Annotated in this window: 17 protein-coding genes; 13 read left to right on the forward strand and 4 right to left on the reverse strand. The window is 60.4% G+C overall.

The genetic code is table 11. From position 1 onward, the window contains the following. Position 1: 1 nt before the first annotated feature. Positions 2 to 2,386, reverse strand: coding sequence for a hybrid sensor histidine kinase/response regulator (locus K5R88_RS17135; RefSeq protein WP_223434722.1), 2,385 nt, complete (start codon positions 2,384 to 2,386; stop codon positions 2 to 4). A 314-nt stretch (positions 2,387 to 2,700) separates the two neighbouring features. On the opposite strand from K5R88_RS17135, the gene K5R88_RS17140 reads away from it, so the two are divergent. From K5R88_RS17140 to K5R88_RS17155, 4 genes are all read left to right on the forward strand, one after another. Continuing rightward, positions 2,701 to 3,498, forward strand: coding sequence for a hydroxymethylpyrimidine/phosphomethylpyrimidine kinase (locus K5R88_RS17140; RefSeq protein WP_008044566.1), 798 nt, complete (start codon positions 2,701 to 2,703; stop codon positions 3,496 to 3,498). A gap of 18 nt (positions 3,499 to 3,516) precedes the next feature. Further along, the gene (gene thiE / locus K5R88_RS17145; protein WP_008044565.1) at positions 3,517 to 4,140 is read left to right on the forward strand and encodes a thiamine phosphate synthase; all 624 of its coding nucleotides are present in this window, start codon (positions 3,517 to 3,519) and stop codon (positions 4,138 to 4,140) included. A gap of 15 nt (positions 4,141 to 4,155) precedes the next feature. Beyond that, complete coding sequence (gene hemL, locus K5R88_RS17150; protein WP_008035126.1) at positions 4,156 to 5,439, forward strand: glutamate-1-semialdehyde 2,1-aminomutase; 1,284 nt, start codon at positions 4,156 to 4,158, stop codon at positions 5,437 to 5,439. Between the two features lie 225 nt (positions 5,440 to 5,664). Beyond that, entirely contained in the window at positions 5,665 to 6,219 is a 555-nt protein-coding gene (locus tag K5R88_RS17155; RefSeq protein WP_008035122.1) for a tetratricopeptide repeat protein, read from the forward strand. A gap of 118 nt (positions 6,220 to 6,337) precedes the next feature. On the opposite strand, the gene K5R88_RS17160 is transcribed toward K5R88_RS17155, so the two are convergent. Beyond that, complete coding sequence (locus tag K5R88_RS17160; RefSeq protein ID WP_007894425.1) at positions 6,338 to 6,667, reverse strand: DUF1820 family protein; 330 nt, start codon at positions 6,665 to 6,667, stop codon at positions 6,338 to 6,340. 135 nt (positions 6,668 to 6,802) lie between these two features. Between K5R88_RS17160 and miaB the strand changes: the two genes are divergently transcribed. From miaB to lnt, 5 genes are all read left to right on the forward strand, one after another. After that, positions 6,803 to 8,131, forward strand: coding sequence for a tRNA (N6-isopentenyl adenosine(37)-C2)-methylthiotransferase MiaB (miaB, locus tag K5R88_RS17165; RefSeq protein ID WP_032832882.1), 1,329 nt, complete (start codon positions 6,803 to 6,805; stop codon positions 8,129 to 8,131). A 220-nt stretch (positions 8,132 to 8,351) separates the two neighbouring features. Continuing rightward, positions 8,352 to 9,356, forward strand: coding sequence for a PhoH family protein (locus K5R88_RS17170; protein ID WP_032829221.1), 1,005 nt, complete (start codon positions 8,352 to 8,354; stop codon positions 9,354 to 9,356). Continuing rightward, positions 9,349 to 9,843, forward strand: coding sequence for an rRNA maturation RNase YbeY (ybeY, locus tag K5R88_RS17175; RefSeq protein ID WP_008035119.1), 495 nt, complete (start codon positions 9,349 to 9,351; stop codon positions 9,841 to 9,843). Before K5R88_RS17170 ends, ybeY begins: the two co-directional genes overlap by 8 nt. A gap of 5 nt (positions 9,844 to 9,848) precedes the next feature. Beyond that, positions 9,849 to 10,688 carry an HlyC/CorC family transporter gene (locus K5R88_RS17180; RefSeq protein WP_008035118.1) on the forward strand — a complete coding sequence of 280 codons (840 nt, stop codon included), beginning with the start codon at positions 9,849 to 9,851 and terminating at the stop codon, positions 10,686 to 10,688. A gap of 8 nt (positions 10,689 to 10,696) precedes the next feature. Further along, a complete protein-coding gene (lnt, locus tag K5R88_RS17185) occupies positions 10,697 to 12,220 on the forward strand; it encodes an apolipoprotein N-acyltransferase (protein WP_226298099.1) in 1,524 nt (507 codons plus the stop codon). A 125-nt stretch (positions 12,221 to 12,345) separates the two neighbouring features. Here lnt and K5R88_RS17190 read toward each other — a convergent pair whose 3' ends face one another. Then, on the reverse strand, positions 12,346 to 13,107 hold the full coding sequence (locus K5R88_RS17190; RefSeq protein ID WP_223453279.1) for a YdcF family protein: 762 nt from the start codon (positions 13,105 to 13,107) through the stop codon (positions 12,346 to 12,348). 107 nt (positions 13,108 to 13,214) lie between these two features. Continuing rightward, positions 13,215 to 13,535, reverse strand: a complete 321-nt coding sequence (locus K5R88_RS17195; protein ID WP_008044553.1) for a hypothetical protein — start codon at positions 13,533 to 13,535, stop codon at positions 13,215 to 13,217. A gap of 279 nt (positions 13,536 to 13,814) precedes the next feature. On the opposite strand from K5R88_RS17195, the gene leuS reads away from it, so the two are divergent. The 4 genes from leuS (at position 13,815) to arfA (ending at position 18,551) form a co-directional block, all read left to right on the forward strand. Beyond that, the gene (gene leuS / locus K5R88_RS17200; RefSeq protein WP_226298100.1) at positions 13,815 to 16,421 is read left to right on the forward strand and encodes a leucine--tRNA ligase; all 2,607 of its coding nucleotides are present in this window, start codon (positions 13,815 to 13,817) and stop codon (positions 16,419 to 16,421) included. Positions 16,422 to 16,508: 87 nt separating this feature from the next. Further along, entirely contained in the window at positions 16,509 to 17,114 is a 606-nt protein-coding gene (locus tag K5R88_RS17205; protein ID WP_223453277.1) for an LPS-assembly lipoprotein LptE, read from the forward strand. A 39-nt stretch (positions 17,115 to 17,153) separates the two neighbouring features. Further along, complete coding sequence (gene holA, locus K5R88_RS17210) at positions 17,154 to 18,191, forward strand: DNA polymerase III subunit delta (protein ID WP_226298101.1); 1,038 nt, start codon at positions 17,154 to 17,156, stop codon at positions 18,189 to 18,191. 195 nt (positions 18,192 to 18,386) lie between these two features. Next, entirely contained in the window at positions 18,387 to 18,551 is a 165-nt protein-coding gene (gene arfA / locus K5R88_RS17215) for an alternative ribosome rescue factor ArfA (protein WP_008035105.1), read from the forward strand. The last annotated feature ends 52 nt before the right edge of the window (positions 18,552 to 18,603 follow it).

The following is an 18,603-nucleotide window of genomic DNA, read 5'->3' on the forward strand; positions in this document are numbered from 1 at the left end:
CCTAACTGTCGGCGCTTTCGCCTTGTTTTGGACAAAGCACGCGTCGATACAACGCGGCCTGCAAGTCTTCGAATTTCACCGGTTTGCTCAAGTAATCGATCAGTGCACCGGTTGGGCAACGCTCCCGATCAGCGCTCAAGGCAATCATGAACACCGGCAATTCGGCACAACCCGGCAAGTCCCGGATCTGGCAGCAGACAGACTCCCCGTCGAGGGGCGGTAGCTGACAATCGAGGAGTACGGCGTCGAAGGTTTCACGCTGCAGGACTTCCAGCGCGGCCACCCCGTTATCCGCCGTACGGACCCGAAACCCGAGCTTGAGCAACATGCCGCGCATCACCAATTGATTGATGCTGTTGTCGTCCACCAGCAGCACCGTGCAGTCCTGAGGCAAGCGCAGACGCGGGAATTCCCGGGTCATCAATGGCGTTGTCACGCGCTCGACCACCGGCAATTCAAACTCGACGTCAAGCTGGAAGCGGCTGCCGCGACCAGGTTCGGAGCGGTGCGTGAGGTTCCCGCCGAGCAGGTCGACCAGTTGTCGACAGATCGCCAGGCCGACACCGAGGCCGCCATATTCACGGGTCATCGAGCCGTCGAGCTGGAAGAACCGCTGATACAGCGTCGCCTCGCCCAGATCGGTGAAACCGATGCCGGTGTCGATCACCGCAAAGGACAATGCCAGCTTGCCGGGCTCCGCGTTTTTACCCGAGACCCGCAGCGCCACCCCGCCCACTCGCGTGAACTTGATCGCGTTATCCAGCAGGCATTCCAGGCATTGCGCCAACTTGACGTTATCGCCGTACAAGCGGTCCGGCAGGCCCGGTGTCACCTCGACCTTGAAGTCCAGCGACTTGCCCGACGCGTTGCCTTCGAACTGCACGCGCAAGGTATCGACCACGCTGCGCAAACTGAAGGTGGACGCCGAAGCCTTGAGCTTGCCGGCCTGCAATTCGGTCAGGGTAAGAATGCCGTTGACCATGCGCATCATGTCGCGTGCCGAACCGGCGGCCGTTTGCTGGTATTGCTCCAGCTCCGGGTCCATCTCGACGGTTTGCATCAATTCCAGCGAACCGATCACGCCGTTCATGGGGGTGCGCAATTCGTGGGTCAGCGTGGCGAGGAATTCATCCTTGAGCTTGTTACTGTGCGCCAGTTGCTGGTTGAGCACTTCAAGCTTCTGGCCAGCATCGAACAAGGTTTGCGCCTGTTGCTCGCGCATGGCGTTGATGCGGTCGGCCAGGGCCAGGGACAGCAGCGCCACCTCGATGGCCGAACCGATCTGGCTGGAATACATGGTCAGGAATACGTTCGGCAGGTAACCCAGCACCATCATCGTATTGATGATGCCGCCGAGCAAAAACGCCGACCAGGCGATGATGAAATAGCGCGCCACCCGCAAGCCGCGCCACCAGGCGAAAAACCCTGCGGCGAAAATCACCACGGTGAACGACAGGGCCAGCGTCGTCGCCAGGCGCAGGGCCAGGGCGTAACTGGTCATCAATGACAACCCGACGACGACCGCACTGAACGCAATCAACGCCAGCAGCAAGCGATCGAGCCAGCGGCTGAGGGTCGCCGTTTGCAGGAAGCTGCGGGCGAACTGGCTGCCGAACAGCCCTGCACAACCAATGAAAAACGGCGTCGCGGCGTTGGCCCACCACGGATTATCTGGCCAGAAATACTCTACGGCCGCGCCATTCACCGACAGCTGATACAGGCCGAACGAGGCAATATAAAAGATGTAATAGAGGTAGCTGGTGTCGCGCACGCTCAGGTAGATGAACAGGTTGTAGACCAGCATCCCCAGCAACACGCCGTAAATCAGGCCCAACACATAAAGCCGCACCGGCTGTTCTTCGAGGAACGCGGTGCTCGACCACAACGTGACCGGCGCCTGGATCGACCCTTCGCTTTGCAGGCGCAAGTACACGGTTTGCGCTTGGTCGGGCGTGAAGTTCAGATCGAACAGGTAGTTGTTCTGGCGAATCTCGCGACTGCTGAACGGCAAGGCGTCGCCGGTCTGACGGGCCAATTGATAGCTACCGCCGGCATCAGGCAAATACAGATCAAGGTGGTCGAGGGGCGGATAGGCCAGTTCCAGCAGCCACGTCCGCTGTGCAGCGGGATTGGTCGGGCGGTAATGCAGGTCGATTTTCAGCCAAAACACCGAACGCGAGTAACCGGCGTTGAGCGTGGCCTTGTCATGGGGCTTGAAGTGTCCGGCAGCGGCTTGCGCGCGGATATCGGCAATGCTCGCCTGACCATCGGCGTCTTCGAACACTTGCAGGGTTCGGCCCAAGGGCAGGCTTTGAGTGAACTCATCGAACTCGACTGCGCTTGCCATGAGGGGCAAGCAAAACAGCAACATCAGCAAATAGCGCATTTAAGCCCCAGCGTGGCCTGTCCGGTTATCTCAGGAAGCCCCTCATTCCTTTTGAGTAGACGTAAAACCGGCATTACCTGTTATTGGTTTGGATCCACTCTAGCATAGCCGTTGATGGCCATTGAACACCATTGAAATTTTTCTTGGAAAGGCTCTAGAACAGGCGTTCCAGAGAAGAATATAGAGCCAGAGCTGTTTGCTCGGTCAGATTGTGACAATCCCGGACGACTGCATTTCCAGCCCATGACACTCTATCGGCAGACCTGGCGGGCACTGCACCCGAAAATCGATGTTTGGTGGTAAGCTCGCGCACCATGAATATCTACAGCTCTCGCCCCGTTGTCCTCTGTCTCTCCGGCCACGACCCAAGTGGTGGCGCCGGCTTGCAGGCAGATATCGAAGCCCTGCTTGCCCAGGGATGTCATGCGGCTCCGGCCGTCACCGCCCTGACCGTGCAAGACACGGTCAACGTCACGGATTTCCGCGTCCTCGACCGTGAGTGGGTGCTGGCTCAGGCCAACGCCGTGCTCAACGACTCCGAAGTCGCCGCCGTCAAGCTGGGCATGCTCGGTTCCCTGGAAATGGTCGACACCGTCGTCGAACTGCTTCAGGCGCACCCGCATTTGCCGATGGTCTGCGACCCGGTGCTGCGCGCCGGCGGTGGCGGACGACTGGGCAAGGACGAAGTCGGCTACGCCATGCGCGAACGCTTGCTGCCCTTGGCTATCATCGCCACCCCTAACCTTCCCGAAGCCCGCATCCTCGCTGAACTGCCAGAAGGCACCGCCGACGAGTGCGCTGAAAAACTCCTGCCGTTCGTCAAACACCTGCTGATCACCGGCGGCCACGGTGATGAACACGAAATACACAATCGCCTGTACAGCCGCGACGGTCTGCGCGAAACCTATACCTGCCAGCGCTTGCCCGGCAGTTACCACGGTTCCGGTTGCACATTGGCGAGCGCCCTCGCCGGTCGTCTGGCCCAGGGTGAAAACCTCATCAGTGCCGTGCAGAGCGCGCTTAACTACACGTGGCGCACCCTGCGCGATGCCGAGCAGTTGGGCAAAGGCCAGTTCGTGCCGCGCCGCCTGCCACTGGATTTCTGTTCGTAACGCCATGAGGCTTGCCCGATGAAACTACGTGGCCTGTACGCCATTACCGACAGCCAGTTACTGGCCGGTAAATTTCTTTCGTACGTGGAGGCGGCGCTGGAAGGCGGCGTCACCCTGCTGCAATACCGCGACAAGAGCAGCGACGAGGCCCGCCGTCTGCGTGAAGCTGAAGCCCTGCGTGATTTGTGCGAACGCTACAAGACCCATCTGATCATCAATGACGATGCCGAACTGGCCGCACGCCTGAACGTCGGCGTGCACCTGGGCCAGACCGACGGCCCGCTGACCCCGGCCCGTGCGTTGCTCGGTCGCCAGGCGATCATCGGCTCGACCTGTCACGCGCAACTCGAACTCGCCGAACAAGCGGCCAAGGAAGGCGCCAGTTATGTCGCCTTCGGCCGTTTCTTCAATTCCAGTACCAAACCCGGCGCCCCGACTTGCAGCCTCGAACTGCTCGACCAGGCCCGCAGCACATTGCACCTGCCGATCTGCGCGATCGGCGGCATCACCCTGGAAAACGCCGCCCCGCTGGTGGCCCACGGGGTCGATCTGCTGGCGGTGGTCCACGGCCTGTTTGGCGCCGAGAGCACGGCTGAAGTGACCCGTCGCGCCCGCGCATTCAACGAATTACTAAAAATCTGATTTGAGAGCCCCATCATGTCTCGTTCCGAAACGCTGTTTGCCAATGCCCAGAAACACATTCCCGGTGGCGTGAATTCGCCTGTTCGCGCGTTCAAGAGCGTTGGCGGCACTCCCCTGTTTTTCAAACACGCTGAAGGCGCCTACGTCACCGACGAAGACGACAAGCGTTATGTGGATTACGTCGGCTCCTGGGGGCCGATGATCCTCGGCCACAGCCATCCGGACGTGCTGGACGCGGTACGCAAGCAGCTGGAACACGGCTTGTCCTACGGCGCCCCGACCGAGATGGAAACCGAGATGGCCGATCTGGTCTGCTCGATCGTGCCATCGATGGAAATGGTGCGCATGGTCAGCTCCGGCACCGAAGCGACCATGAGCGCGATTCGCCTGGCCCGTGGTTTCACCGGTCGCGACAGCATCATCAAGTTCGAAGGCTGCTACCACGGCCACTCCGACAGCCTGCTGGTTAAAGCAGGTTCCGGCGCCCTGACCCAAGGCGTGCCGAGCTCGGCCGGTGTACCGGCGGCCTTCGCCAAACACACCCTGACCCTGCCGTTCAACGACATCGACGCCGTAGAAACCATGCTCGCTGAAGTGGGCCAGGACGTGGCCTGCATCATCGTCGAGCCGGTGGCCGGCAACATGAACTGCGTACCGCCGGCACCGGGCTTCCTTGAAGGCCTGCGGACCCTGTGCGACAAGCACGGCGTGGTGCTGATTTTCGACGAAGTGATGACCGGTTTCCGCGTTGCCCTCGGCGGTGCTCAAGCGCATTACGGCGTTACGCCAGACCTGACCACATTCGGCAAGATCATCGGTGGTGGCATGCCGGTTGGCTGCTTCGGCGGCAAACGCGCAATCATGTCGCACATCGCGCCACTGGGCCCGGTGTACCAGGCTGGCACCTTGTCGGGTAACCCGCTGGCAATGGCGGCCGGCCTGACGACCTTGCGCCTGATCAGCCGCCCAGGCTTCCACGCCGAACTGAGCGACTACACCAGCCGCCTGCTCGATGGCCTGCAACAGCGCGCCGACGCTGCCGGCATTCCGTTCGTGACCACCCAGGCCGGTGGCATGTTCGGCTTGTACTTCAGCGGCGCCGACGACATCGTCACCTTCGATGACGTGATGGCCAGCGACGCGAAGCTGTTCGGCCGCTTCTTCCACCTGATGCTCGAAGGTGGCGTGTACCTGGCGCCAAGTGCATTCGAAGCCGGCTTCACCTCGATCGCCCATGGCGAAGCCGAGTTGAAACTGACCCTGGATGCCGCCGAGCGCGCTTTCGCTGCATTGAAATAACGTTGTGCCGCTGACGTTGGCGATTGCCAGCGTCAGCTTTCACCTACATTCCCGCCTCTTTTCCTACTCACCTGCCAATAATCCCCCGTAAAGTGGGCGATATATTCCCCGTGCAGCAGAAAAACGAGTAAAGACTTTGTAAGGTTGGCCCTGCTTATTTCATAATGCGCGCTTATTGGATCCCCTCGTTGGGTCCGCGCGCCCTTCAGAGGTAAGTCGATTCCCATGAACCGCACCGGCCGCGCCCTTGCAATGGGCTGCCTGTTGCTCCTTCAGCCCCTGCTCGCGCTCGCACAAGCAGGCGGCAACTCGTTGTTAATCCCAGCGATGGGTCGCTGCACCCTCAATACCCAGCCGCAAGACCTGGCACAGGCGCTCGCCGCCTGTCAGAAAGCGTCGGATGAAGGGGATGCGCAAGCGCAATACGAGTTGGGTGAGTTCTACTACGACGGCAAAAACACCCCGCGCGATCTGAAAAAAGCCCTGGATTACTTCGAAAAGGCCTCGCTGCAAGGCCATGCCCAGGCGCAATTCAAACTCGGCACCATGTTCTTCCACGGCGAAGGTGTACCGGCCAATAACGTTCAGGCGTACATCGTGCTGAAAATGGCGGCGGTCAATGGTGCGGAAGAAGCGCTGGATACGGCGGATGAAGTCGCCGAGAAGATGCCGCGTGAAGAGCTTGAAGTGGCGACTCAGGTGCTTGGGCAGATCTTCCGCAAGTACCTGATGGAATTGCAGAGCGCCGATGGGCGTACGCCTTTCTCGCCGCTTCCCTGATTTCTGCCTCGATCTTTCTGGCCCCTTCGCGGGCAAGCCTCGCTCCTACAGGTCTTATGCGCACACATAACCTGTAGGAGCGAGGCTTGCCCGCGAAGGGGCGACCCGGTCTTGAGGCTTACTTCTCAGGCATTGGCATCGGAAACGGCATCACATTGCCGACCGCGCCACGGGCTTCGCTGATTTTCGGGGTGCCCAGACGCTCGACTTCGTCGATGCGCACGATCGAATGCATCGGCACAAAACTGCGCACCACGCCCTCGAACTGAGCCTTGAGCTTCTCTTCGCTCGGGTCGACGACCACTTGCGTGCGCTCGCCAAAGACGAACTCTTCCACTTCAAGGAAGCCCCACAGATCACTTTGATAGATCTGCTTGGCGTACATTTCGTACACCTGGCCCTGATTGAGGAAAATCACCTTGTAGATTGGAGCTTCACGTTTGGTCATGGTGGGCGAGCAACACATCGGGGGATAAAAATGAGGGCGCGAACTATAGCATAGCCACCGGACGCGCAACGGTAGGAACCTTGGGACATGTTCCCTATAATGCGCGGTTCTTTGAATCACGTGATGACTGTATCCATGGCCAAGAAGCTTTACATCGAAACCCACGGTTGCCAGATGAACGAGTACGACAGCTCGCGCATGGTTGATCTGCTGGGTGAACATCAGGCCCTGGAAGTCACCGCTCGCGCTGAAGACGCCGACGTGATCCTCCTCAACACCTGCTCGATCCGCGAACGCGCCCAGGACCGGGTGTATTCCCAGCTCGGCCGCTGGCGCGAACTGAAACTGGCCAACCCGGAGATGGTGATCGCCGTCGGCGGTTGCGTCGCCAGCCAGGAAGGCGCCGCCATCCGCGATCGCGCACCGTACGTCGACGTGGTGTTCGGCCCGCAAACCCTGCACCGTCTGCCGGAAATGATCGACGCCGCACGCGCCACCAAGCTGCCGCAAGTCGACGTCTCGTTCCCGGAAATCGAAAAATTCGACCACCTGCCCGAGCCGCGCATCGATGGCCCGAGCGCTTATGTGTCGGTGATGGAAGGTTGCAGCAAGTACTGCACATTCTGCGTGGTGCCCTACACCCGCGGCGAAGAAGTCAGCCGCCCGTTCGATGACGTGATTGCCGAGATCATCCACCTCGCCGAGAACGGCGTGCGTGAAGTGACGTTGCTGGGCCAGAACGTCAACGGTTATCGCGGGACCACTCACGATGGTCGCCTGGCGGACCTCGCCGAGCTGATCCGCGTGGTCGCCGCTGTCGATGGCATCGACCGGATTCGTTACACCACCTCCCACCCGCTGGAGTTCTCCGACAGCCTGATCCAGGCCCACGCCGAAGTACCGGAACTGGTGAAACACCTGCACTTGCCGGTGCAATCGGGTTCGGACCGCATTCTGTCGGCGATGAAGCGCAACCACACGGCGCTGGAATACAAATCCAAACTGCGCAAGCTGCGCGCCGCCGTTCCGGGGATCTGCATCAGCTCGGACTTCATCGTCGGCTTCCCGGGCGAGACCGAAAAAGACTTCGAACAGACCATGAAGCTGATCGAAGACGTCGGTTTCGACTTCTCCTATTCGTTCGTCTATAGCCAGCGCCCAGGCACGCCGGCGGCCGATCTGGCCGACGAAACGCCGGAAGAACTGAAAAAAGAACGCCTGAACGCCTTGCAACATCGCCTGAACCAGCAAGGTTTCGAGATCAGCCGACAAATGGTCGGTTCGGTCCAGCGGATCCTGGTGACCGATTACTCGAAAAAAGACCCTGGCGAGCTGCAGGGCCGGACCGAAAATAACCGGATCGTCAACTTCCGCTGCGACAATCCAACCCTGATCGGCCAATTTGCCGACGTGCACATCGATGCGGCACAACCGCACTCGCTGCGCGGCTCTCTAATTCAATGACACCACAAAACCTGTAGGAGCGAGCGGTGCGGCGATCCGACTTGCCCGCGAAGGCCGCACCACGGTCTGCCTGACAAACCGCGTTATCGTTCATCGCCAGCAAGCCGGCTCCTACAGAATCGAGGTGTGTCAGGTCGAGATATTTAAGAGCTTTCGCACCCGCCTCACTGGCGTTATCCTTGATTTCATCTTAATTGCCCCAGGGCGGCTAAATACGACCTTGAACGCACCCATAGAACCACATCGTTTTATCCTCGAGCCCTTTGAGGCTCGCCGCTTTGCCAATCTGTGCGGGATGTTCGACGAACACCTGCGCTTGATCGAGCAACGCCTGACCATCGAAATCCGCAACCGCGGAAATCAGTTCGAGCTGATCGGCGACCCCAAACACACCACCTCCGCGGAAAATCTCCTGCGCCGCCTGTACCGGGAAACCAAGGGTACCGAGCTGTCGCCGGACATGGTTCACCTGTTCCTGCAGGAATCGGCCGTCGAAGAGCTGGACAACGTTTCGCCGTCCGAACCTTCCGTGGCCCTGCGCACCAAAAAAGGCATGATTCGCCCTCGCGGCTTGAATCAGCTGCGCTACGTGAAGGAAATCCTCGGCAACGACATCAACTTCGGCATCGGTCCGGCCGGTACCGGCAAGACCTACCTGGCCGTTGCCTGCGCGGTAGATGCGCTGGAACGCGAGCAGATCCGCCGCATCCTGCTGGTGCGCCCGGCGGTTGAAGCGGGCGAAAAACTCGGCTTCCTGCCCGGCGACCTGTCGCAGAAGATCGACCCGTACCTGCGTCCGCTCTACGACGCACTCTACGAAATGCTCGGCTTCGAATACGTCGCCAAGCTGATCGAGCGCCAGGTGATCGAAGTCGCGCCGCTGGCCTACATGCGCGGTCGCACGCTGAACAACAGCTTCATCATCCTCGACGAAAGCCAGAACACCACCGTCGAGCAGATGAAGATGTTCCTGACCCGGATCGGCTTCGGTTCCACAGCGGTCATCACCGGTGACATCACCCAGGTCGACCTGCCGAAAGGCACCAAGTCCGGGCTGCACCACGTGATCGAAGTGCTGAAAGACGTGCCGGGCATCAGCTTCACCCATTTCATGCCCAAGGACGTCGTGCGCCATCCACTGGTGCAGCGGATCGTCGAAGCCTACGAGCGCTTCGAGAATCGCGGGGCAGACGAAACACCAAAGGACAGCCGCCGCGATGCTTGAGCTTGATCTGCAACTGGCCACCGAAGCATCTGCGCCAAGTGAAGCCGAGTTCCGCCAATGGTGCGAACTGGCCCTGCGCCAGCGCACCGCCGACTCCGAAATGACCATTCGCCTGGTCGACGAAGCCGAGGGTCGCGAGCTGAATCACACCTGGCGGCAAAAGGACTACGCCACCAACGTGCTGTCGTTTCCTGCCGATGTGCCTGACGAGTTTCTCGACATCCCGCTGCTGGGCGATCTGGTGATCTGCGTGGCGGTGGTCGAGCGCGAAGCCGCCGAACAAGGCAAGGAACCCAAGGCCCACTGGGCACATCTGGTCATTCACGGCTGCTTGCATCTGCTGGGTTACGACCATATAGATGACGACGAAGCCGAAGAAATGGAAGCACTGGAACGAACGTTGCTTGCTGAGTTGGGCTATCCCGACCCGTACGCGGACGACGAAACAGAAACATCCCCTATCGTTACAACAAAGGATTCAGAGTAATCGCTATGAGCGAAGATCGATCGAGCAACGGGCAGAAGTCATGGCTGGGTAAGCTCACCCAGGCTTTTGCCCACGAGCCGAAGAACCGTCAGGAGCTGCTGGAGCTCCTGCGCGATGCACATCAAAACAAGTTGCTGGACAGCGAAGCGCTGGCCATCGTCGAAGGCGCCATCCAGGTTGCAGACCTGCAAGTACGGGACATCATGGTCCCGCGCTCGCAGATGATCAGCATCAAGGCGACCCAGACACCCCGCGAGTTTTTGCCCGCAGTGGTCGACTCGGCCCACTCCCGTTACCCCGTCATTGGCGAAAGCCACGATGACGTGATGGGCGTGTTGCTGGCCAAGGACTTGCTGCCGTTGATCCTCAGGGAGAACGGTGACAGCTTCAACATCAAGGACCTGCTGCGCCCGGCCACCTTCGTGCCCGAGTCCAAGCGCCTGAATGTGTTGCTGCGCGAATTCCGCGCCAACCACAACCACATGGCCATCGTCATCGACGAATACGGCGGCGTGGCAGGTCTGGTGACCATCGAAGACGTGCTGGAACAGATCGTCGGCGACATCGAAGACGAGCATGACGTCGAGGAAGACAGCTACATCAAGCCGCTGCCCAGCGGTGATTTCCTGGTCAAGGCCCTGACGCCGATCGAGAACTTCAACGAATTCTTCGACAGCGAGTTCTCCGACGATGAATTCGACACCGTTGGCGGCCTGGTGATGAGCGCGTTCGGGCACTTGCCAAAACGCAACGAAATCACTGAAATCGGCCCTTACCGCTTCCGCATCCTGAACGCCGACAGTCGTCGGATTCATTTGCTGCGCCTGACACCTATTGCCCGTTAAGGACTGACATGCTCCGCGTAACCCGCCCCGGCTGGCCCGGTAACCTGCTGGCCGTGGCGGCCGGCGCACTCACCACCCTGGCCCTGGCGCCGTTCGATATCTGGCCGTTGGCACTGCTGGCGGTCGGGTTCTTTTATGCCGGCTTGCGCGAACTGAACCCACGTCAGGCCCTTGGCCGTGGCTGGTGTTTCGGTTTTGGCCTGTTTGGCGCGGGCACCAGCTGGATCTACTACAGCATTCACAACTTCGGTGGCGCTTCCGTGCTGCTGGCCGGGTTCCTGATGCTGCTCTTCACCGCAGCGATTGCCTGGTTTTTCGCCCTGCCCGCCTGGATCTGGGCGCGCTGGCTGCGACGCAACGAGGCGCCGCTGGCCGATGCCCTGGCATTTGCGGCGTTGTGGGTCGGCCAGGAAGCGTTTCGTGGCTGGTTCCTGACCGGTTTCCCGTGGCTCTACTCCGGTTACAGCCAGCTCGACGGCCCGTTGGCCGGACTCGCCCCGGTGGGCGGGATGTGGCTGATTTCCTTCATCCTGGCCCTGACCGCCGCACTGATCTACAACGCCTTGCGCCTGGTGAAAGCGGGTCGCAAAGCCTTCATCGCCGCCGGCGTATTGCTGTTGCTCGGCCCTTGGGTCGCCGGCATCGCACTCAAGGGCCATGCCTGGACCACCCCGGCCGGTGAGCCGCTGAGCGTCGCGGCGATTCAAGGCAATATCGAACAAAGCATGAAGTGGGACCCGGCGCAGCTCAATGCGCAACTGGCGCTGTACCGCGACATGAGCTTCAGCTCCAAGCCGGTCGACCTGCTGATCTGGCCGGAAACTGCCGTCCCGGTGCTCAAGGAGTCCGCCCAGGGCTACCTGAACATGATGGGAAACTTCGCCGCAGAACGTAAGAGCGCGCTGATTACCGGCGTACCGATCCGTGAAGAAGTTCACCACCAGAAGCGCTTCTACAACGGCATTACCGTAGTGGGTGAAGGCGATGGCACGTACCTCAAGCAAAAACTGGTTCCGTTCGGTGAGTACGTACCGTTGCAAGAAGTGCTGCGCGGGCTGATCGCCTTCTTCGATTTGCCGATGTCGGACTTTGCCCGCGGCCCCGCCGATCAGGCGATGCTGCAAGCCAAGGGTTATCAGATTGCGCCGTTCATCTGCTACGAGGTGGTTTATCCGGAATTCGCCGCCAGCCTTGCCGCTCGCAGCGATCTGTTGCTGACCATCAGCAACGACACCTGGTTCGGCACTTCCATCGGCCCGCTGCAACACTTGCAGATGGCGCAGATGCGCGCGCTGGAGGCCGGTCGCTGGATGATCCGTGCCACCAACAACGGCGTCACCGGCCTGATCAACCCGTTTGGGCAGATCACTGTCCAGATCCCACAGTTCGAACGCGGCATTCTGTATGGCGAAGTGGTGCCAATGCACAACCTGACGCCGTATCTTGAATGGCGCTCGTGGCCGCTGATCATCGTGTGCGTGTTGTTGTTCGGCTGGACGCTGGTCGCGAACCGGATGGCCAAAACCGTCTGAATCTCTGTAGGAGCGAGCTTGCTCGCGATGAGTTTGAAAGCGGCGCCTGTTTCCCGCAAACACGCGTCATCGTTCACGCCCATCGCGAGCAAGCTCGCTCCTACAGGAAATGGGTGAGCTTTGGGTTATCGGTAAAACAACGAATACCCCACCTGCCCCACCGCCTCATTCAACAACTGCCCGCTCTGCCAGATCGACTTGAACTCCGGCATCCAGCCGCCCAGCGGCCGGGCATTGTCCACGCCCAGAAACGCTACCGGTGCGGGCACCACCTCAAAGCCGGCTTTCTGAAAACTCCAGACTGACCGCGGCATATGCCAGGCCTGCGTCACGACCACAACACGCTTGATCCCCTGCGGCAGCAACATCTCAGCACTGAATAGAGCGTTCTCCCACGTGGTGCGGCTGCGCTCTTCCTGCCAGCGCACGGTCACGCCGAAATCATCGCGCAACGAATCGGCCATCAACCTGGCTTCGCTCGGAGGTGTCCCGTAATGCAATCCGCCGCTGGTCAGGATCGGCAAGCCCGACGCCTTCGCCAGCCGCGCCGCATAGCGTTCGCGCTCCAGCGCGACACCGGTCGGCTGGTCGGCGCCCCAGGCCAGGTCGCCACGTTCGCGCCCCGCACCGAGCACGATGATCGCGTCGGCGCGCTGAGCCAGGGTTGCCCACTCCTCGCGAGCCAGCGGCGGCTCGCGCTCCAGGGCTTTGGCGCCCCATTGCACAGCCACCGGCAGGCTCATCAGCCAGAAGCCGCCCGCCCCCAGCGCAAAGCACACACCGGCCAGGCGCGGTCTTGAGCGGCGAAACCACCAGGCAAGCACCAGCAACAGCAACAAAATGCCGGGCGGCATGAGAAGGTTTTTAACGAAGTAACGAAAAGGCATCGAGCATCTCCTGAAGATGCCCGAAGCCTAAGTGGGTTGACGCAATGCGACAACAAATGCGAAAGGACTATGCTTTAAAAAACCATACGCCATGGGTTCAAGTGCCCTTACTTGAATTGCAGAGACCGGACCTTTACCGCGTCTTTGCCGGGTGCCTTGTCCTTGAGCCAGATGATCTTGGCCGAACGTGGTGCGTCGAGTTGCTTCACTGCTTCTGACAAGCATCCGTGTGTTTCACGTTCACTGCGATCCAGATACGCCTTGACCAGTTCAAACTCTGCGGGGCTCAGGCCACGCAGCTCCAGCTCCAGGGGACGTTCATCGCGCAACCGGCCAGCGGTTTTTGCCGCGTCCAAGGCCAATCCCAGACGATCGATCAGTCTTTCGTACAACTCCGGTTTTGTAACTTTTTGCTGTGACTCAACCATCCCTCACCTCATTGAAGATAAGACTCACTCCCCATTTAGAGCTTAGCTTCCATGAACAAACCGGCTGAACGCCGCGACCAACGGCCCTCGCAGCCATTTCTGCGAGACGCGCGGCAGTAATCAGGGTTTCCCTCGGTAGAGTGCGGTCATGTATGCTACGGCGCTTCCTGTAACTCCACTTCCAGCTCGTCTGGGCACCGAAACGCCGATTTGGCGTGATCACCGTCCAGCGTCGCATTGAAGAGGATTAGGCCACCCCTATTCAGTTCAAAAGTAGCCATGCACGAACAATATCAGCCCCGTGAAATCGAAGCCGCCGCCCAGTCGTTCTGGGACGAGCAAAAGTCCTTTGAAGTCAGTGAACAGCCAGGCAAGGAGACGTTCTATTGCCTGTCGATGTTCCCTTACCCCAGCGGCAAGCTACACATGGGGCATGTGCGCAACTACACCATCGGCGACGTGATCTCCCGCTACCAGCGCATGCAAGGCAAGAACGTCCTGCAACCCATGGGTTGGGACGCCTTCGGCATGCCGGCGGAAAACGCCGCGATGAAGAACAACGTAGCGCCCGCCAAGTGGACCTACGAAAACATCGCCTACATGAAAAACCAGCTGCGCAGCCTGGGCCTGGCGGTGGACTGGTCGCGTGAAGTGACCACCTGCAAGCCCGATTACTACCGCTGGGAACAATGGCTGTTCACTCGCCTGTTCGAAAAAGGCGTGATCTACAAAAAGAGCGGCACCGTGAACTGGGACCCGGTCGACCAGACCGTCCTGGCCAACGAGCAAGTGATCGACGGTCGCGGCTGGCGTTCCGGCGCGCTGATCGAAAAACGCGAAATCCCGATGTACTACTTCAAGATCACCGCGTACGCGGATGAACTGCTGGAGAGTCTCGACGATCTGCCGGGCTGGCCTGAACAGGTCAAGACCATGCAGCGCAACTGGATCGGCAAGTCCCGCGGCATGGAAGTGCAGTTCCCGTACAACGTCGACTCCATCGGCGAAGCCGGCGCGCTGAAGGTTTTCACCACCCGTCCGGACACCCTGATGGGCGCGACCTACGTCGCCGTGGCCGCCGAACACCACCTGGCCACCCTGGCCGCACAGAACAATCCCGAGCTGCAAGCGTTCATCGCTGAATGCAAGGGCGGCAGCGTCGCTGAAGCCGACGTCGCCACCCAAGAGAAAAAAGGCCTGCCGACCGGCCTGTTCGTCGAGCACCCACTGACCGGCGAGAAACTGCCAGTGTGGGTCGCCAACTATGTGCTGATGCACTACGGCGACGGCGCTGTCATGGCGGTTCCAGCGCACGACGAGCGTGATTTCGAGTTCGCCCACAAGTACAACCTGCCGGTCAAATCGGTGGTGCGCACCAGTTCAGGTGACACCAACCCGGCGCCGTGGCAAGACGCCTACGGCGAACATGGCACGCTGATCAACTCCGGCGAATTTGACGGCCTCGACTTCGCAGGCGCTTTCGACGCCATTGAAGTTGCGCTGATCAAGAAAAACCTCGGCGCCTCGCGTACCCAGTTCCGCCTGCGCGACTGGGGCATCAGCCGTCAGCGTTACTGGGGCTGCCCGATCCCGATCATCCACTGCGGCACCTGCGGTGACGTGCCGGTCCCGGAAGACCAGCTGCCTGTCGTACTGCCGGAAGACGTGGTTCCGGACGGCGCCGGTTCGCCATTGGCCCGCATGCCCGAGTTCTACGAGTGCACTTGCCCGAAATGCGGCGCACCGGCCAAACGTGAAACCGACACCATGGACACCTTCGTCGAGTCCTCGTGGTACTACGCCCGTTACGCCTCGCCGCACTATGAAGGCGGCCTGGTGGAGAAATCCGCGGCCGACCATTGGCTGCCGGTGGATCAGTACATCGGCGGTATCGAACACGCGATTCTTCACCTGCTCTACGCGCGCTTCTTCCACAAGCTGATGCGTGACGAAGGCCTGGTGAGTTCCAACGAGCCGTTCAAGAACCTGCTGACCCAGGGCATGGTGATCGCCGAGACTTACTATCGTCGCGAAGCCAATGGTGCTTACACCTGGTTCAACCCGGCGGACGTCGAACTCGAACGCGACAGCAAGGCCAAGGTCATCAGCGCCAAGTTGATCGCCGACGGCCTGCCGGTGGAAATCGGCGGCACCGAGAAGATGGCCAAGTCGAAGAACAACGGCGTCGACCCTCAGTCGATGATTGACCAGTTCGGCGCAGACACCTGCCGCCTGTTCATGATGTTCGCCTCGCCGCCTGACATGAGCGCGGAATGGTCCGACTCCGGGGTAGAAGGTTCGCACCGTTTCCTCAAGCGCGTCTGGCGTCTGGCTCAAGCACACGTGACTCAGGGTCTGCCGGGCAAACTGGACATCGCCAGCCTGAACGACGAGCAGAAAGTCATTCGCCGTTCGATCCACCAGGCCATCAAACAGGCCAGCCACGACGTTGGCCAGAACCACAAATTCAACACCGCCATCGCCCAGGTGATGACGCTGATGAACGTGTTGGAAAAAGCCCCGCAAGCGACCGAACAGGATCGCGCGCTGGTTCACGAAGGTCTGGAAACCGTGACGCTGCTTCTGGCTCCGATCACCCCGCACATCAGCCATGAGCTGTGGCATCGCCTGGGTCACGCCGATCCGGTGATCGACGCCGGTTGGCCAGTGCTGGACGACAGCGCACTGGTGCAGGACAGCCTGACACTGGTTATCCAGGTCAACGGCAAGCTGCGCGGCCAGATCGAAATGCCGGCCAGCGCGACTCGTGAAGAGATCGAAGCCGCTGCCCGTATCAACGAAAACGTGCTGCGTTTTGTCGATGGCCTGACTATTCGTAAAGTGATCGTAGTGCCCGGGAAACTGGTCAATATCGTCGCCAGCTAATTGGATCAGGCGCCAGGTGAGCCTGGCGCCGAGTAAAACCTTTCGGGCCGCATGATCGGCCCACATGGTTTCAAGGGGAGCAACAAGATGATCAAACGCAATTTGCTGGTGATGGGCCTCGCGGTCCTGTTGAGCGCCTGCGGTTTCCAGCTGCGCGGCACCGGCACCTATGAAATGGCGATCAAGGAAATCGACCTGAGCGCACGCAATTCCTACGGCGAAACTGTGACGCTCATGCGTCAGGTGCTGAAAAACAGCGGCATCAATGTCCACAGCGGCGCACCTTACAAACTGGTGCTGGCCGATGAAAAAGAATCCCAGCGCATTCTCAGCTACGCAGGCGCCGGCCGTACTGGCGAGTATGAGCTGACTACCGTGGTCGACTACGTCATCCTGGGTCAGGGCAACCTGCTGCTGGTGAGCGACAAGATTGAAATGCAGCGAGTCTTCATTCACGACGGCAACAACCTGGTGGGCTCCGACCAGGAAGCCGCTGATGCCCGCAAGGACACGCGTCGTGAAATGGTTCAACGCATGATGATCCGCCTGCAACAGCTCACGCCAGCTCAGTTGGATCAGTTGCAACAGACCGCCGAAGCCAGGGTCAAGGCTGAAGCCGCGGCACTGGAAGCAACGCAAAAGGCTGAAGCGGAAACGCCGCGTCAGTCGCCTGTCGAAATCCCGCAGCAATAAGACTTACGGGGCGCTCAGGCGCCCCGTTTGCCCTCGCCTATGAAACTCGCCCCCGCCCAACTCGCCAAACACCTGCAAGGTGCGCTCGCGCCGGTCTACATCATCAGTGGCGACGATCCGCTGCTGTGTCAGGAAGCCGCCGACGCCATTCGCGCAGCCGCCCGTCAACAGGGCTTCGATGAACGCCAGGTGTTCGCCGCCGAAGCCAGTTTCGACTGGGGAACGCTGCTGCAAGCCGGCGCAAGCATGTCGTTGTTCGCTGAAAAACGCCTGCTGGAACTGCGTCTGCCGTCCGGCAAACCCGGTGACAAAGGCGCAGCCGCATTCATCGAATACTGCTCGCGACCCGCCGAAGACACCGTGCTGCTGATCAGCCTGCCGAAGCTCGATGGCAGCGCGCAGAAAACCAAGTGGGGCAAGGCGCTGGTCGAAGGTCAGCACACTCAGTTCGTGCAGATCTGGCCGGTGGACGCCAGCCAGTTGCCGGGCTGGATCCGGCAGCGCTTGTCCCAGGCCGGCCTGTCCGCCAGCCAGGACGCCGTGGAACTGATCGCCGCGCGAGTCGAGGGCAACTTGCTGGCGGCCGCGCAAGAGATCGAAAAGCTCAAGCTGATGGCCGAAGGCGGGCAGATTACCGTCGAAACCGTGCAAGCCGCAGTGGCCGACAGCGCGCGCTTCGATGTCTTCGGCCTGACCGATGCGATTCTCAACGGCGAGGCCGCTCACGCCCTGCGCATGCTCGAAGGGCTGCGCGGTGAAGGCGTCGAACCGCCCGTGATTCTCTGGGCGCTGGCCCGGGAACTGCGCTTGCTGGCCAACCTCTCGCTGCAATACAGCCAGGGCGTGCCGCTGGACAAGGCCTTCAGCTCTGCCCGACCGCCGGTCTGGGACAAACGCAAACCGCTGATGAGCAAAGCCTTGCAACGTTACTCGGCGCAACGCTGGGCACAGTTGTTGTTGGAAGCACAGCGCATCGACGCACAGATCAAAGGTCAGGCGGCGGGTTCGCCGTGGATGAGTTTGAGTAGGTTGTCGTTGTTGATGGCTGGGCAGAGATTGTCGTTGCCCGCAGAGTAATCGCATAACGGCCGTTCGCGGGCAAGTCGGACCGCCGCACCGCTCGTTCCTACAGTCAATCGATGACCCTGTAGGAGCGAGGCTTGCCCGCGAATGGCGTCCGAAAGGTCCTACGCAATGCGGGGTCTAGACAGAACCCCAACTTCGGCAGATTATTTCCCCCCGCAAAACCCCACTCAATCGAGAGATCCGATCATGAGCAAAAAGCCATCTAAGCATGGCCCCAACAAGGCCAAATCCATCATCGCCCAGCCACTGTTCCGCAGCCGTCAGGAACGAGCCGGCAAGGGCAAAGGCAGCTACCGCCGCGAAGCCTTCCAGTCTGACAACTGGGAGGCTTCTTACTTTCTGGCGGCCTGAAAGGCAAGCCATCGCTCAACATGTTAAGGTCTGCACCTGATCCGTATTCCCT

The sequence above is a fragment of the Pseudomonas sp. MM213 genome (genome assembly GCF_020423045.1).
GTDB lineage: Bacteria > Pseudomonadota > Gammaproteobacteria > Pseudomonadales > Pseudomonadaceae > Aquipseudomonas > Aquipseudomonas migulae.

Excerpts from the sequence above, each read along its gene's own strand:
- K5R88_RS17135 (WP_223434722.1), bottom strand. The coding sequence starts at position 2,386 with ATGCGCTATTTGCTGATGTTGCTGTTTTGCTTGCCCCTCATGGCAAGC.
- K5R88_RS17140 (WP_008044566.1), top strand. The coding sequence starts at position 2,701 with ATGAATATCTACAGCTCTCGCCCCGTTGTCCTCTGTCTCTCCGGCCAC.
- thiE (WP_008044565.1), top strand. The coding sequence starts at position 3,517 with ATGAAACTACGTGGCCTGTACGCCATTACCGACAGCCAGTTACTGGCC.
- hemL (WP_008035126.1), top strand. The coding sequence starts at position 4,156 with ATGTCTCGTTCCGAAACGCTGTTTGCCAATGCCCAGAAACACATTCCC.
- K5R88_RS17155 (WP_008035122.1), top strand. The coding sequence starts at position 5,665 with ATGAACCGCACCGGCCGCGCCCTTGCAATGGGCTGCCTGTTGCTCCTT.
- K5R88_RS17160 (WP_007894425.1), bottom strand. The coding sequence starts at position 6,667 with ATGACCAAACGTGAAGCTCCAATCTACAAGGTGATTTTCCTCAATCAG.
- miaB (WP_032832882.1), top strand. The coding sequence starts at position 6,803 with ATGGCCAAGAAGCTTTACATCGAAACCCACGGTTGCCAGATGAACGAG.
- ybeY (WP_008035119.1), top strand. The coding sequence starts at position 9,349 with ATGCTTGAGCTTGATCTGCAACTGGCCACCGAAGCATCTGCGCCAAGT.
- K5R88_RS17180 (WP_008035118.1), top strand. The coding sequence starts at position 9,849 with ATGAGCGAAGATCGATCGAGCAACGGGCAGAAGTCATGGCTGGGTAAG.
- lnt (WP_226298099.1), top strand. The coding sequence starts at position 10,697 with ATGCTCCGCGTAACCCGCCCCGGCTGGCCCGGTAACCTGCTGGCCGTG.
- K5R88_RS17190 (WP_223453279.1), bottom strand. The coding sequence starts at position 13,107 with ATGCCTTTTCGTTACTTCGTTAAAAACCTTCTCATGCCGCCCGGCATT.
- K5R88_RS17195 (WP_008044553.1), bottom strand. The coding sequence starts at position 13,535 with ATGGTTGAGTCACAGCAAAAAGTTACAAAACCGGAGTTGTACGAAAGA.
- leuS (WP_226298100.1), top strand. The coding sequence starts at position 13,815 with ATGCACGAACAATATCAGCCCCGTGAAATCGAAGCCGCCGCCCAGTCG.
- K5R88_RS17205 (WP_223453277.1), top strand. The coding sequence starts at position 16,509 with ATGATCAAACGCAATTTGCTGGTGATGGGCCTCGCGGTCCTGTTGAGC.
- holA (WP_226298101.1), top strand. The coding sequence starts at position 17,154 with ATGAAACTCGCCCCCGCCCAACTCGCCAAACACCTGCAAGGTGCGCTC.
- arfA (WP_008035105.1), top strand. The coding sequence starts at position 18,387 with ATGAGCAAAAAGCCATCTAAGCATGGCCCCAACAAGGCCAAATCCATC.